The organism is Bacteroides caecigallinarum (assembly GCF_016901995.1).
Taxonomy (GTDB): domain Bacteria; phylum Bacteroidota; class Bacteroidia; order Bacteroidales; family Bacteroidaceae; genus Phocaeicola; species Phocaeicola cellulolyticus.
In genome coordinates, this window is the sequence record NZ_JACJLE010000068.1 from 1 (window position 1) to 15,483 (window position 15,483).

Below are 15,483 nucleotides of genomic sequence, written 5' to 3' on the forward strand. Positions count from 1 at the left end.
TCGTTATATTTTTGTGTTTAAACTTATCGCAAAAATACAAATATTTCTTTTATACTATATTATATATCATGGAAATATGTAACAAGAATGAAACTTCTTGCACAATTAATAATGTTTTGTCTTTTTACTCCTTGACTTTCGGCTTTTTTTTATAAATTTGCACACTTGTAGAAATATTTCTTATTGAATCAAATTTTTAAACATACATTATTGTGGCAGAAACAAAGTACATTTTCGTAACAGGTGGTGTTGCCTCTTCATTAGGTAAAGGTATCATTTCATCTTCAATAGGTAAATTGCTGCAAGCAAGAGGCTACAGCGTAACTATCCAAAAGTTCGACCCGTACATAAACATTGACCCGGGTACTCTGAATCCGTACGAGCACGGAGAATGCTACGTTACAGTTGACGGACATGAAGCCGATCTTGACCTTGGACATTATGAACGTTTCCTTGGTATCCAGACTACTAAGGCCAACAACATTACCACAGGACGTATTTACAAAAGCGTAATTGACAAAGAACGTCGCGGTGACTATTTGGGAAAGACTATACAGATTATCCCTCATATCACTGATGAAATTAAACGTAATGTTAAATTACTTGGTAACAAAAACCAGTTTGATTTCGTTATAACAGAAATTGGTGGTACTGTAGGTGATATCGAATCATTGCCATACCTTGAAAGTATCCGTCAGTTGAAGTGGGAACTTGGCAGAAACGCCTTGTGTGTTCACCTGACATACGTTCCTTATCTTGCTGCTGCCGGCGAATTGAAAACAAAACCGACACAGCACTCTGTAAAAGAACTTCAGTCTGTAGGTATTCAGCCTGATATCCTCGTATTACGTACAGAACATGAACTGAGCCTTGGATTGAGAAAGAAAGTAGCATTGTTCTGCAATGTTGACGAGAATGCTGTAATCCAGTCAAAGGATATGCCTACAATCTACGAAGTTCCTCTCCGCATGCAGGAACAGAAACTTGATGTTACAATTCTTGAAAAGATGGGATTGCCTGTAGGCGAAACACCTAACCTTGGTCCTTGGAAAGACTTCCTGAACCGCAGATACAACGCTACAGAAAAGGTAAGAATTGCATTGGTCGGCAAATACGATTTGCAGGATGCTTACAAATCTATTCTTGAAGCATTGTCACAGGCTGCTACTTACAACGACCGCAAGGCAGACATTCATTTCGTGAACAGTGAAAAGCTTACTGATGACAATATTGCCGAAGCTCTGAAAGACATGGACGGTGTTATCATCTGCCCGGGATTCGGACAGCGCGGTATCGAAGGTAAATTTGTTGCAATCAAATATTGCCGTACACACAATGTTCCTACATTCGGTATTTGCCTTGGTATGCAGTGTATGGCTATCGAATTTGCAAGAAACGTACTTGGCTACGAAGATGCAAACAGCCGTGAAATGGACGAAAAGACTCCTCACAACGTTATTGACATCATGGAAGAACAGAAATCTGTTACTAACATGGGTGGAACAATGCGTCTTGGAGCTTATGAATGTGTACTCGACAAAGATTCAAAAGCATATGAAGCTTACCAGAGCGAACACATTCAGGAACGTCACCGCCACCGCTATGAGTTCAACAATGACTACAAGGAAGAATATATTAAGGCAGGAATGAAATGTACAGGTATCAACCCTGAATCTGATTTGGTTGAAATCGTTGAAATACCTGCTTTGAAATGGTTTGTAGGTGTTCAGTTCCACCCAGAATACAGCAGTACTGTTCTGAAACCACATCCATTGTTCTTGTCATTCATTAAAGCAGCTATTGAAAAGTAATTAATAAACTACTAAGAAAAAATGGACAAAAACACGTTAGTAGGCTTCGTCCTGATAGGAGCTGTTATTATTGGTTTCGGAATATACAACACCCCTAATCAGGAAGAAAGAGCTCGTGCACAACATTATCAGGATTCTATACAGCAAGTTATCGAAGAGAAAGAAGAATTGATGAAGAAGCAGGAAGCAGCCGCTGAGCAAAAGGCTATGATGGTTGATTCCACTTCGACATTCTTCAATGCTTCAAAAGGCACGGAACAGTTCATCACATTGAGTAACGACCTTATTGACGTTACAATATCAAACAAGGGTGGACGTGTCAGCAAGGCAATGCTGAAAGAATATAAAGACCAGAAGAAAGAACCGCTTGTACTGTTCGACGGTACTGATGCTTCGTTAAATATCGGATTTGAAGGTAAAAATGAAAATATCATGAGTAGCCAGATGTATTTCGAAGCTACAAACGTTACAGACAGCACAGTCACAATGAGACTGAGTGCCGCAAACGGTGGTCATCTGGATTTCTGCTACAAGCTTATTCCAAACTCATACATGGTGAACTTTACGGTACAGGCTACAGGAATGCAGAATTTCTTCTCGCCTTCTGTCAAGACCATGACTATTGACTGGAAGCAGAGAGCACGCCAAATGGAGAAGGGTTATACTTTCGAACAGCAGTACACTTCTTTGACATACAAGCCTGTAGATGACAGCTTTGACAATCTTGACAAGGCTAAGGATGAAAAAGAATCCATCAAAGAAGTTCTTGACTGGGTAGCTTTCAAAAACCAATACTTCTCATGCGTGTTCATGGCTGAGAAAAATTTTGAGAATGCTACATTGGAATCGAAAATGGAACAGAAAGGCAGCGGCTACATGAAGAACTATCATGCAGACATGCAGACTGCTTTCGACCCTACAGGTGCGCAGCCAAGCAACTTCCAGTTCTATTTCGGACCTAACCACTTCAAAACTCTCCTTGCAAGCAACGATTTGAGCTTTGCAGACAAAGATCAGGAACTTGAAGACCTGGTTTATCTGGGATGGCCTATTATCCGCTGGATAAACCGCTGGTTCACAATCAACCTGTTCGACTGGTTGTCAAGCTGGGGACTGAGCATGGGTATGGTTATCCTGCTTATGACTATCATTGTTAAGGTTCTGGTTCTTCCTACAACATGGAAATCATTCATTTCATCAGCTAAGATGAGAGCATTGAAACCATACGTAGAAAAGATTAACCAGAAATATCCGAAACAGGAAGATGCACTGAAGAAACAACAGGAAACAATGGCACTTTACAGCCAGTACGGAGTAAGCCCGATGGGAGGATGTCTGCCTATGCTGCTTCAGACACCGGTGTTCATGGCATTGTTCTTCTTTGTTCCGAACGCAATAGAATTGCGCCAGCAAAGTTTCCTTTGGGCAGATGACCTTTCTGCTTACGATGACTTGATTAGCTGGAGCACTTCAATACCTCTTTTGGGTAATCACTTGAGTCTGTTCTGTTTGTTGTTCAGTGTTACAACAATTATCAACCAGCTGGTTATGATGAAACAGCAGAATATGGGTGATAATCCTCAGATGGCGGCAATGAAATGGATGATGTACATCATGCCTGTGATGTTCTTCTTCATATTCAACGAATATGCATCAGGATTGAGTTATTACTACTTCATATCAAGTTTGATTGGTATCCTCACTACATGGATCATGTACAAGGTTACTGACGAAAAGAAACTCCTTGCACAACTTGAAGCAAACAAGAAAAATCCGTCTCAGATGAAACAGAGCAGCTTGTTGTCAAGACTTGAGGCTTTGCAGAAAGAGCAGGAACGCCTTCAGAAAGAACGCCAGGAGAGAATGAACAAGAAATAACATTCTGACACCGATAATAATATTGTCATTCAGAGATAAGATGTTCTCTCTGGATGACAATATTTTTTTATTGTAAAACACATAAAAAATACAACAATGAATAAAAACCTAATCACAATGACTGCTGCTACATTAATGTTAGCCACATCAGGATGCGTAAGCACCGAACAGTCTGCCGAAAATGAAGCGACCATAATAGGCAAACAGGAAATAAAAATTGAAGACGGACGTTTGACTCCGGAAGTTCTTTGGGCTATGGGACGTATAGGAAGTTCAACTGTTTCGCCTGACGGAAAGAAAATAGCATATACAATTTCATATTATAGCGTAAAAGAGAACAAAAGCCATACAGTCATTTATATAATGAATGCAGACGGAAGCGAAAACAAGCTTCTAACTACTACTGCTGCAAGTGAATATGAACCAGCATGGATCAAGAATGGAGAAAAACTCGCATTCCTTTCAAATGGTCAGATATGGGAGATGAATCCTGACGGTACTGAACGCAAGCAACTTTCCGATTATGAAGGAGGAATAGACGGTTTCAGTTTTTCACCTGACGGAAACAAGGTATTGTTTATCTCACAAGTAAAATATGGAGAACGTACAGTTGACAAATATCCTGACCTGGACAAAGCTACAGGTATGGTGATTGACGATCTGATGTACAAACATTGGGATGAATGGGTACAGACTGTTCCACATCCTTTCGTAGCCGATTTTGACGGAAACAAAGTAGGTGCAGCCACTGATATAATGGAAGGTGAACCATTCGAATCGCCAATGAAGCCTTTCGGAGGTATTGAGCAGCTGACTTGGAGTAACGATTCAAAGCAGATTGCATACACATGCCGCAAGAAGACAGGCTTGGAATATTCCGTTTCAACAGACTCTGACATATATCTTTACAACATCGAAAGCAAGGAAACAAGAAACCTTTGCAAAGAAGATGCTAATGACAAGAACATGGGGTACGACACAAATCCTCTGTTCTCACCAGACGGAACAATGATTGCATGGCAAAGTATGGAACGCGACGGATATGAAAGTGACCGCAACCGCCTTTGCGTAATGGAACTGGCCAGTGGCAAAAAAACATACGTCACAGAATCATTCGAATCGAGTGTTGACTCATACTGCTGGGCAAATGATAGCAAGACACTATACTTCACTGGTGTTTGGCACGGCACAAGCATGATTTACAACACTAACCTTAATGGTGAAGTAAACAAACTGACTGACGGTATGTACGACTATGCTTCAGTAGCATTACTTAATGACGGACAGCTGTTGACAAAACGTCACTCTATAAGCGAGGCTGATGAACTTTATACAGTATCACTGAACGATAATAACTCAGTGAGCCGTATAACAAAAGAAAACGACCATATTTTCAGCCAGCTCAAAACAGGTAAAGTTGAGCCGAGATGGACTAAGACAGTTGATGGCAAACAGATGCTCTCATGGGTTATATATCCTGCCAATTTCGATCCTAACAAGAAATATCCTACCCTTCTATTCTGTCAGGGAGGTCCTCAAAGCCCTGTCAGCCAGTTCTGGAGCTACAGATGGAACTTCCAGATTATGGCAGCCAACGACTATATAATCATCGCCCCTAACCGCCGCGGACTTCCGGGTTTCGGTATGGAATGGCTTGAAGATATTAGCACTAACTACGGCGGCCACTGTATGGACGATTATTTGAGTGCGATAGACGATATAGCAAAAGAACCATACGTTGACAAAGACCGTTTAGGATGCGTAGGCGCTAGTTTCGGAGGTTATTCGGTTTACTGGCTTGCCGGACACCACAACAAACGTTTCAAGGCATTTATTGCACACGATGGTTTCTTCAACATGGAGCAGCAGTATCTTGAAACAGAAGAACTCTGGTTCACTAACTGGGATCTGGGAGGTGCTTACTGGGAAACTGAAAACCCTGCAGTTAAACGCAGCTATGCCAACTCACCACATCTGTTTGTAGAAAAATGGGATACTCCTATCCTATGCATACATGGTGAAAAAGACTACCGTATTCTTGCTTCACAGGGAATGGCAGCCTTCAATGCTGCCAAACTGAGAGGAGTTCCTGCACAGCTACTTGTTTTCCCTGATGAAAACCACTGGGTGCTGAAACCACAGAATGGAGTTTTGTGGCAACGCACATTCTTCGCATGGTTGGACAAATGGTTGAAGAAGTAATATCATGGTACAGCAAGTTGAATTTTCACTCAGTCCGAAGAGGAAAGGATTTCATCTGGTGACACAGGAGATAATGAAAAACCTCCCTGTACTGCCTGAACAGGGAATACTGAACCTCTTCGTAAAACATACAAGCTGCGCACTGAGTATAAACGAAAATTACGATCCAAGCGTACGCTCAGATATGGAACAGATTTATAATCGCCTTGTAAAGACTAACGAGCCTTACTATAGTCATACAGACGAAGGTGAAGACGACATGCCAAGCCATGCAAAATCGAGCTTGACAGGAGTCTCAATAACCATCCCGATTACAAACGGACGGCTAAACCTGGGAACATGGCAAGGCATATATCTTTGCGAGTTCAGATATTCCGGAGGAGCACGTAAAATCGTAGCGACGATAATATCATAATAAAAGCCAAGAGACCGTCTCAAAATAAACTTGAAATGGTCTCTTGGCTTTTTATTTACGAACAAATTTTATTTTTCAAAAACAAGTTTTCCGAAAAACTCAGGACAGTGGAAACAAGGTTGAGGCAAGTCTATCGGACTCCATGAAAGGAAATGCGGAGTCTGAAGCAGGTCGCCACACTTATAGAAATTACCACGAAGAGTCATCCCTGACAAATCTTTTATGTCATGCTTGAAAAGTGATGATGCAGGAATAATCAGCGAAAGTTCCCAGCTGCAATCACCTATACGCTCTTCAAACGGATCGTTTCCCAATGAAGACCATCTTTTCACATTTTCAAGAACATTCTGAGGAGCATGGTGTCTGTCACTTTTCTTTCCGTAATTAACAAGCAGTTTGCATGCACAGTTACATTCAAAATTATAATATTCTTCCTCTCCTTCAAAATTTACAAAAAACTCACAACATGAATCTTCCCAAACTCTACCCAAATCGGCAGAAGCAACAGCTCTCACACTTGCCTCTGAAACTACAAAGTTTATCAGAATAGCATCACCGGTATGTAAAACTCTGAATTTTACATCAGGAGAATAAGGGAAATCAGACCAATTAACAACATCAATAGAATTGAAGTTTACCGACAAATCATTCATCAGTTTACCTACCTGTTCAGCGCTTTCTACGCCACCGGCAACCTTCTTAACTGTAATTTCTTTCATTATTAATAAAGTTTAGACATATGGTACTTTGCAAATATAGCAATATTTTCGCAACCACCGCACCTATTCTTCAATAATTTAAGATTTAAGCTTTAATATTATAAATATATTTCCTTACTTATCTTGATTTTATCTTTTCTCCCAAAAACTAGGAGCAAACATCAACAATATACCGAAAAGCTCAAGACGGCCAATCAACATTAAAAAAGAAGAAACCCATTTTGCCGCATCAGGAAGAGCACTCCATGAAAATGCAGGTCCAAAACTTCCAAAACCCGGCCCAACATTACCTATACTGGATACAGCAATTCCCATGGCCTCAGTCATTTCAAGACCTATTACCATAAAGATAAACCAACCTACAAATGTACATATTAAGTAAAGCATTGCAAATGTAGTTACCGTCGATATAGTAGAAGTGGAAACGGACTGACCGTTAACCTTAACTGGAAGCACGGCACGTGGGTGCATAAGCCTGTTGAATTCATTCTTCACATTCTGAAGAATAATGAGAAGACGCATTGATTTCATTCCTCCAGCCGTAGAACCAGTACAACCTCCTGCAAACATTATATACACTATAAGTATAAGCGTAAAATGAGGCCATGTAGAATAATCATCTGTGGCATATCCACATGAAGTATGGATTGTTACAACCTGGAAAAAAGCACGACGGAATGCCAATTCAAGACCATATCCTTTTATGAAATACAATGCAAAAGTTATTATTGCTGTGACAACACCTACAGATATCAAAAAAAATCTGGTTTCTGCATCCTTAAACCACCTGAAAGTTTTTCCTTTCAGAATAAGGAAATAAAGAGAATAATTTATTGCAGACAGCATTGTAAATATGGTTATCACATATTCTATAAAAGGAGAATTCCAATAGGCAATACTGCTCTGTTTAGTAGAAAATCCTCCTGTAGCAGTAGATGTAAACGAATGGCATACGGCATCAAATACTCCCATACCGCCAAACCACAAAAGAACGGCCTCAACCACAGTAAGAACCAGATAAACCATCCACAATCCCTTTGCCATCTTACTTATCTTAGGATGGATTTTATCGTGATTTACCCCAGTAGCTTCGGCAGAGAAAAGTACCTGGTTTCCCACTCCGAATATAGGCAATATTGCTATCGTGAAAAATACTATACCAAGTCCTCCAATCCATTGAGTAAAACTTCGCCAAAACAACATTCCATGAGACAAAGACTCTATATTATCAAGTATTGACGCACCTGTAGTGGTAAATCCTGACATGGTTTCAAAAAACGCGTCAGTTACAGAAGGGATACTGCCACTTATATAGAACGGCAACATACCGAAGAGTGTAAAAAAGAGCCATGTAAAAGCAACTATACAATATCCGTCTCTGCGTGAAAGTCTTTTATCGGCATTCTTGCCAAAGAAAAACAATATACTCCCAACACCAAAATTTATTAGCATGGAATATACAAAATATATATAGTCACTTTCATTATAGAAAAGAGAAACTAAAGTGCACACCAAAAACATCATCCCCTCAAGATAAAGAAGTATGCCCAAGATTCTGAATATCATTTTACGGTTCAACAGGCTATGACCACGACCGTCTTCGACATGCATTTGTGTACTGATGAAGTCTTCCATATCGTTTATAAATTAAAAAAGAGGCCATAAGCCTCTTCTATCCGTCGGGGTACCAGGATTCGAACCTGGGACCCCCTGCTCCCAAAGCAGGTGCGCTAACCGGACTGCGCTACACCCCGAAAGTTTATTAATATTTTAAAGATATGTATCTTCTTTCATTTTGTCGGGGTACCAGGATTCGAACCTGGGACCCCCTGCTCCCAAAGCAGGTGCGCTAACCGGACTGCGCTACACCCCGAAAGTTTACGATATTTTAAAGATACATTTCTTTTTCATCTTGTCGGGGTACCAGGATTCGAACCTGGGACCCCCTGCTCCCAAAGCAGGTGCGCTAACCGGACTGCGCTACACCCCGAAGATGTAAAATTCTTCACTGAGAAATCTTTTACCTTGTCGGGGTACCAGGATTCGAACCTGGGACCCCCTGCTCCCAAAGCAGGTGCGCTAACCGGACTGCGCTACACCCCGAAGGCGTTTTTCTCAAATGCGGTGCAAAGATACGTGTTTATTTTTAAACAAGCAATAGTTTACACAATCTTTTTTCAAAAAAAATGCTTTGTCGTTTTAAATCGAATGACAAAGCATTTTGTTTAAAACGGCAAAGCGTTTTTATAAAACATTTCAGGCATATCAAAAGCCTATATAATTATATCCGTATATAAAGAACATGCAGACGATATTTCTGTGACTTTATTTCTTAAGCATCAAAGTCTTGAACGGTGCAGGATAAGGAGTTTCAAACTGCATCACCTCACCGGTAATAGGATGATAGAAGCAAAGCTTGAATGCATGAAGCGCCAATCTACCAATAGGATCAATCTCACATCCATATCGCTGGTCTCCAACAACCGGATGTCCTAACGTCTGCATATGCACGCGTATCTGATTTTTACGTCCTGTCTCAAGATTGAGTTCAACCAGAGAATAACCATTTGCACGCTTTATTGTCTTGAAATGAGTAATAGACAGTTTGCCGCCATCATCATAATCGCATGAACTTACGTATAGTTTACGGTCTGTCAGCCATGACTTCACGGTACCCTGATCTTTTTCCATATCCCCCATCACTATTGATACATAACGACGGTCGAACACTATGTCATGCCAATTATCACGCAAAGTATGCTGTGTTTTCTCATCTTTGGCATACATCATTATACCTGAAGTCTCACGGTCAAGACGATGAACCACAAACACTCGGTTTCTTGGATGCTGACGTTTTACATATTCATTCAGAATATGCTGTGCTGTACGTTCTTTCTGACGGTCGGTTGCAACAGAAAGAAGCCCCTCCTTCTTTTCCACCACAATTAGATAAGCGTCTTCGTACAGTATATTAAGAAGCGGGTTATGGAATTCATGCTTGTTCTTCTCCTTGCTAATCTGAACCTTCATTCCAGGTTTAAGAGGAAAGTTATAATGTGTCTGGATATTATTATCAACCATAACTACACGATTGGTAAGCAAAGCCTTAACTCGTGTACGGCTTATTCCGGACATTTTTTTCATAAGGAATTCCATCAACTCAGACGGCTCCGTTACATTATATACAGTATATTTTGCAGCCGCACGTGCCACCGGACGTCTTTCCGGTCTGTTTTTTCTTTCTTCCACTTTTTTCTGTTTTTAGTTTGAACTTATACTTTCCTTTTCTCAAGGAGTACCACATTCTCCACATGATGTGTATGAGGGAACATATCAACAGGCTGCACAGCCATTACCTTATACATAGGATCAAGCAATTGCAAATCGCGTGCCTGTGTGGCCGGATTACAGCTTACGTAAACAATTCTTTCCGGAGCAGCAAACATTATCACATCTATCACATCATTGTGCATTCCGGCACGTGGAGGGTCGGTAATAATAACGTCAGGACGTCCGTGTTCATTGATGAAATCCTGAGTAAGTATATCCTTCATGTCGCCTGCATAAAACAGAGTATTATCTATACCGTTTATTGCAGAGTTCACCTTTGCATCTTCTATCGCTTCAGGTACATATTCAATACCTATTACTTTCTTGGCCTGACGCGAGACAAAGTTGGCAATAGTTCCTGTTCCTGTATAAAGGTCGTAAACAAGTTCGTTTCCTGTAAGTCCGGCAAACTCTCTTGCCACTTTATACAGATTATATGCCTGTTCGGAATTTGTCTGATAGAATGATTTAGGTCCAACTTTAAATCTCAGACCTTCCATTTCTTCGAATATATGATCGTTACCTTTGAATACCTCTACATCAAGATCTCCAATGGTGTCGTTACATTTATTATTAATAACATACATAAGAGATGTTATTTCAGGGAATGAATCGGCCACAAACTGAAGTATCTCCATCATCTTGGCACGGTCATCGTCTGTCACAACCTTACATTGCAACAATACCATCAATTCGCCTGTAGAAGACGTACGCACCATCATATTACGAAGCAATCCTTCCTGCGAACGGAGATCGAAGAAAGAGAAATTATGCTCGTACGCATAATCACGTATCGCATTTCTTATCCTATTTGAAATATCGTCCTGAAGCCAGCACTTCTCTATGGCCAGAACTTTATCAAAAGCCCCCGGTATATGGAAACCAACGGCATTCATCTGGTCATACTTGACATCCTGTTTCACTTCTTCCTCAGTGAGCCAGCGCTTGTTTGAAAATGTAAATTCGAGTTTGTTTCTATAGAATTTGGTCTTCTCCGAACCAAGTATAGGTCTGAATTCCGGAAGTTCTACCTTTCCTATACGTGTGAGATTATCAAAAACCTGTTTCTGCTTATACTTTATCTGATCTTCGTACGAAAGACACTGCCACTTACAGCCTCCACATACACCATAATGCTGACAGAAAGGTTCTGCCCTCATAGGAGATTTTTCGTGAAACTTCACTGCCACTGCCTCTGCATAATGGTTCTTTTTACGTTTCACTTGCAGGTCAACCACATCTCCCGGTACTACATAAGGTACGAACACCACCAAATCGTTCACTTTAGCCAAGGCCTTGCCTTCTGCGGCCACATCTGTTATTGTTACCTTTTCCAATAAAGGTAGTTCTTTTTTCTTCCTTGCCACGTTATTTTTCAATAAAACCAATTTGGGGCAAATTTAGTCATTTTTTCTGACAAAACACCATGATTTAAAAAATAGTTGATTTTGCTATATAGACATTGCAAAAACATGTTGTAGAATATAATATATATGTTTGTTTATACACAAATAATATATAGTTTTGCCATCGTTAAAGAAAAACAGACTGTATTTTACATTATTTATGGTCTGCATAAAAAGATAGAAACTAATACTTAAAATAACTAATAACTTAAAAACATTTCATTTAAAATGGAAACAAAAAGAGTCTATACCTTCGGAAACGGTAAGGCCGAAGGAAAAGCAGACATGAGAAACTTACTAGGGGGAAAAGGTGCTAACCTTGCAGAAATGAATCTTATTGGCGTTCCGGTACCTCCTGGATTCACCATAACAACAGATGTATGTAATGAATACTATGCAGAAGGCAAAGACAAAGTAGTAGCTCTACTTAAAGACGATGTAGAAAAATCTATAAAAGGTGTTGAGGAGCTGATGAAATCCAAATTCGGCGATGTAGAAAATCCACTTCTTGTTTCTGTACGTTCTGGTGCCCGCGCATCAATGCCTGGTATGATGGACACTATCCTTAACCTTGGACTTAACGATGAAGTTGTAGTAGGTTTGGCACGTAAAACAGGAAACGAACGTTTCGCATGGGACTCATACCGCCGCTTCGTACAGATGTATGGTGACGTAGTTCTCGGCATGAAACCTACAAACAAAGATGATATCGACCCGTTTGAAGCAATTATAGAAGACGTAAAGAAAGCTAAAGGTGTACGTCTGGACAACGAACTTGAAGTTGAAGACCTGAAAGAACTGGTAGTAAGATTCAAGGCTGCAGTAAAAGCTCAAACAGGAAAAGATTTCCCATCAAACGCATACGAACAACTTTGGGGAGCTATCTGTGCCGTATTCGATTCATGGATGAACGAACGTGCTATCCTCTACCGTAAGATGGAAGGAATACCTGCCGAATGGGGTACTGCTGTAAACGTACAGGCAATGGTGTTCGGTAATATGGGTGATACTTCAGCAACAGGTGTTGCATTCTCTCGCGACGCCGCTACAGGAGAAGATCTCTTCAACGGTGAATATCTGATCAATGCACAGGGAGAAGACGTTGTGGCAGGTATCCGTACTCCACAACAGATTACAAAAATCGGTTCACAGCGCTGGGCGGCTCTTCAGGGAATCTCTGAAGAAGAACGAGTTGCAAAATATCCTTCTATGGAAGAAGCAATGCCTGAAATATATAAGGAACTTGATGCCATCCAGACAAAACTTGAAAACCATTATCATGACATGCAGGATATGGAATTCACTGTTCAGGAAGGCAAACTTTGGTTCTTGCAGACACGTAACGGAAAACGTACAGGTGCAGCTATGGTACGAATAGCAATGGAAATGCTTGAACAGGGAATCATAGACGAAAAGACAGCTATAAAGAGATGTGAACCTAACAAACTTGATGAATTGTTACACCCTGTATTTGACAAGGAAGCATTGCGCGCCGCTAAAACTCTTACACGTGGGCTTCCAGCTTCACCGGGTGCAGCATGCGGACAGATAGTATTCTTTGCTGAAGATGCCGCACAGTGGAGAGCAGATGGACACAGAGTTGTTCTTGTTCGTATCGAGACATCACCTGAAGACCTTGCTGGTATGACAGCTGCCGAAGGTATCCTCACAGCACGTGGCGGTATGACTTCACACGCTGCTGTAGTGGCACGCGGTATGGGTAAATGCTGCGTATCAGGTGCCGGAGCAATCAATGTTGACTATAAGGCCCGCACAGTGGAAATAGACGGTACTGTTTTGAAAGAAGGAGACTATATATCACTGAACGGTAGTACAGGTGACGTTTATTTTGGAGAAGTTCCGACAAAAGCAGCAGAGGTATCTGGTGACTTTGCAAAACTGATGAACCTGTGTGATAAATATACAAGACTTAAAGTTCGTACAAATGCCGACACTCCTCACGATGCGGAAGTTGCACGCAGCTTTGGTGCAGTAGGTATCGGACTTTGCCGTACAGAACACATGTTCTTCGACAATCAGAAGATTATCGCAATGCGCGAAATGATTCTTGCAAATGATGTTGAAGGACGTAAGAAAGCACTTGCAAAACTTCTTCCATATCAGAAAGCTGACTTCAAAGGCATATTCAAGGCTATGGACGGCTGTCCTGTCAATGTACGCTTGCTCGACCCACCATTGCACGAATTCGTACCACACGATTTGAAGGGACAGGAAGAAATGGCACAGGCTATGGGCGTGACAGTAGAATATATTCGTCAGAGAGTTGACAGCCTTTGCGAACACAACCCAATGTTAGGACATCGTGGTTGCCGTTTGGGTAACACATATCCTGAAATCACAGAAATGCAGACTCAGGCAATTCTTGGTGCAGCAATCGAATTGAAGAAAGAAGGCTACGATCCTCATCCAGAAATCATGGTTCCGCTGACCGGTATCCTTTACGAATTCGAAGCTCAGGAAAAGGTTATCCGCAAAGCCGCAGCTGAACTGTTCGAAAAAGAAGGAGTGGAAATACCATTCAAGGTAGGTACAATGATTGAAATTCCTCGTGCCGCTTTGACAGCCGACAGAATAGCATCAAAAGCTGAATACTTCTCATTCGGTACAAACGACTTGACACAGATGACATTCGGTTACTCACGCGATGATATTGCTTCATTCTTGCCTGTATATCTTGAAAAGAAGATTCTTAAAGTTGACCCATTCCAGGTACTCGACCAGAACGGTGTAGGTCAGCTGGTAGAAATGGCAGTAGAAAAAGGTCGCTCAGTACGTCCTGATTTGAAATGCGGTATCTGTGGTGAACACGGTGGTGAACCTTCATCAGTAAAATTCTGCCACAAGGTTGGATTGAACTATGTATCTTGCTCTCCATTCCGTGTGCCTATCGCAAGATTGGCTGCGGCGCAAGCTGCGATAGAGGAAGCATAATATTCGCTAATAATTATCATAACAAGGTAGGTAAGCAGTTAATTGCAAGCCTACCTTTTTTATATCTACAAACAAAAAACTGTACCTGCATTATTTTAAAAATTAATGAGGTACAGCCACACGAATAAACTAAAAAATTAATTATCTTAAATGAATATAGATGTCTGATATTTATTTAAATAACAAAAGAAATACAAAGATTGTTCATTCATTGATTTAAATTCCGTAGAAATATGCAGGATAACCGTCAAGCAAACACTCAAGTCGGTTTGAACTCATCATCATATTATCCATATATGAATAATCCTTAGCCCCATATTTTAAACGCAAACTGGTATAATAAGCGTCATACCAATCCCAAACAAATGTATATGAATATTCTTGACGGAAGCCACGATTATCAACAGTCAATACATAATCTTCCCCAGTATTATTATCATAGAAACGTAACTCCTGACGGTGAAAATCGCCATTATTATCTGTCCATTCTTCAACCCAAGTTCTGCTGCATAAATAATATGTAGCCTCACGGTAATTGTTCGTTCCATTTCCCAACTCTATACCTACACCTATATAATCACACGATGAAAATAAAAAAGGGAATATGGAGATTAATGCCGAAAAAGCAATAACCTTACATAACTTCTTCATGGTTTCCTCCTGTTCTTCTTAACTTCCTTTTCGCAAAGGTATATACATCTGTTTACATATTATAAAGTAAATTCCTATTATTTAAGGGGAATTTCCCTAAATGTGATAGGGATAAACGC

General features: G+C 40.6%; 10 protein-coding genes and 4 tRNA genes. 5 read left to right on the forward strand and 9 right to left on the reverse strand.

Going from position 1 to position 15,483, the window contains the following annotated elements:
• Positions 1-212: 212 nt before the first annotated feature.
• From H6A61_RS13830 to H6A61_RS13845, 4 genes are all read left to right on the forward strand, one after another.
• Positions 213-1,811: a CTP synthase gene (locus H6A61_RS13830; RefSeq protein ID WP_204394431.1), complete on the forward strand. Its 1,599-nt coding sequence runs from the start codon at positions 213-215 to the stop codon at positions 1,809-1,811.
• Positions 1,812-1,832: 21 nt separating this feature from the next.
• Positions 1,833-3,689: a membrane protein insertase YidC gene (gene yidC, locus H6A61_RS13835; RefSeq protein ID WP_204394433.1), complete on the forward strand. Its 1,857-nt coding sequence runs from the start codon at positions 1,833-1,835 to the stop codon at positions 3,687-3,689.
• Positions 3,690-3,785: 96 nt separating this feature from the next.
• The gene (locus H6A61_RS13840) at positions 3,786-5,891 is read left to right on the forward strand and encodes an alpha/beta hydrolase family protein (RefSeq protein WP_204394434.1); all 2,106 of its coding nucleotides are present in this window, start codon (positions 3,786-3,788) and stop codon (positions 5,889-5,891) included.
• 4 nt (positions 5,892-5,895) lie between these two features.
• Positions 5,896-6,306, forward strand: coding sequence for a secondary thiamine-phosphate synthase enzyme YjbQ (locus H6A61_RS13845; protein ID WP_154044225.1), 411 nt, complete (start codon positions 5,896-5,898; stop codon positions 6,304-6,306).
• Positions 6,307-6,374: 68 nt separating this feature from the next.
• Here the strand turns inward: H6A61_RS13845 and H6A61_RS13850 are convergent, their stop codons facing one another.
• From H6A61_RS13850 to rlmD, 8 genes are all read right to left on the reverse strand, one after another.
• Positions 6,375-7,025 carry a carbohydrate-binding family 9-like protein gene (locus tag H6A61_RS13850; protein ID WP_204394436.1) on the reverse strand — a complete coding sequence of 217 codons (651 nt, stop codon included), beginning with the start codon at positions 7,023-7,025 and terminating at the stop codon, positions 6,375-6,377.
• 129 nt (positions 7,026-7,154) lie between these two features.
• Positions 7,155-8,660: a TrkH family potassium uptake protein gene (locus H6A61_RS13855; protein ID WP_204394438.1), complete on the reverse strand. Its 1,506-nt coding sequence runs from the start codon at positions 8,658-8,660 to the stop codon at positions 7,155-7,157.
• 44 nt (positions 8,661-8,704) lie between these two features.
• A tRNA-Pro gene (locus H6A61_RS13860) sits at positions 8,705-8,779 on the reverse strand.
• Positions 8,780-8,823: 44 nt separating this feature from the next.
• Positions 8,824-8,898 (reverse strand) — tRNA-Pro (locus H6A61_RS13865).
• Positions 8,899-8,940: 42 nt separating this feature from the next.
• Positions 8,941-9,015: transfer RNA gene (locus tag H6A61_RS13870), tRNA-Pro, on the reverse strand.
• A gap of 38 nt (positions 9,016-9,053) precedes the next feature.
• A tRNA-Pro gene (locus H6A61_RS13875) sits at positions 9,054-9,128 on the reverse strand.
• A gap of 222 nt (positions 9,129-9,350) precedes the next feature.
• Positions 9,351-10,274, reverse strand: coding sequence for an RluA family pseudouridine synthase (locus H6A61_RS13880; RefSeq protein WP_204394440.1), 924 nt, complete (start codon positions 10,272-10,274; stop codon positions 9,351-9,353).
• A 23-nt stretch (positions 10,275-10,297) separates the two neighbouring features.
• Positions 10,298-11,722, reverse strand: coding sequence for a 23S rRNA (uracil(1939)-C(5))-methyltransferase RlmD (rlmD, locus tag H6A61_RS13885; RefSeq protein ID WP_204394442.1), 1,425 nt, complete (start codon positions 11,720-11,722; stop codon positions 10,298-10,300).
• Between the two features lie 267 nt (positions 11,723-11,989).
• Here rlmD and ppdK point away from each other — a divergent pair, with 267 nt between their 5' ends.
• Complete coding sequence (ppdK, locus tag H6A61_RS13890; RefSeq protein WP_204394444.1) at positions 11,990-14,713, forward strand: pyruvate, phosphate dikinase; 2,724 nt, start codon at positions 11,990-11,992, stop codon at positions 14,711-14,713.
• A gap of 216 nt (positions 14,714-14,929) precedes the next feature.
• Here ppdK and H6A61_RS13895 read toward each other — a convergent pair whose 3' ends face one another.
• Complete coding sequence (locus H6A61_RS13895; RefSeq protein ID WP_204394446.1) at positions 14,930-15,364, reverse strand: hypothetical protein; 435 nt, start codon at positions 15,362-15,364, stop codon at positions 14,930-14,932.
• Between the last annotated feature and the right edge of the window lie 119 nt (positions 15,365-15,483).

Bases quoted from the DNA above. Each gene is read 5' to 3' on its own strand.
- ppdK (WP_204394444.1), top strand. From the start codon at position 11,990: ATGGAAACAAAAAGAGTCTATACCTTCGGAAACGGTAAGGCCGAAGGA.
- H6A61_RS13895 (WP_204394446.1), bottom strand. From the start codon at position 15,364: ATGAAGAAGTTATGTAAGGTTATTGCTTTTTCGGCATTAATCTCCATA.
- yidC (WP_204394433.1), top strand. From the start codon at position 1,833: ATGGACAAAAACACGTTAGTAGGCTTCGTCCTGATAGGAGCTGTTATT.
- H6A61_RS13855 (WP_204394438.1), bottom strand. From the start codon at position 8,660: ATGGAAGACTTCATCAGTACACAAATGCATGTCGAAGACGGTCGTGGT.
- H6A61_RS13850 (WP_204394436.1), bottom strand. From the start codon at position 7,025: ATGAAAGAAATTACAGTTAAGAAGGTTGCCGGTGGCGTAGAAAGCGCT.
- H6A61_RS13845 (WP_154044225.1), top strand. From the start codon at position 5,896: ATGGTACAGCAAGTTGAATTTTCACTCAGTCCGAAGAGGAAAGGATTT.
- H6A61_RS13840 (WP_204394434.1), top strand. From the start codon at position 3,786: ATGAATAAAAACCTAATCACAATGACTGCTGCTACATTAATGTTAGCC.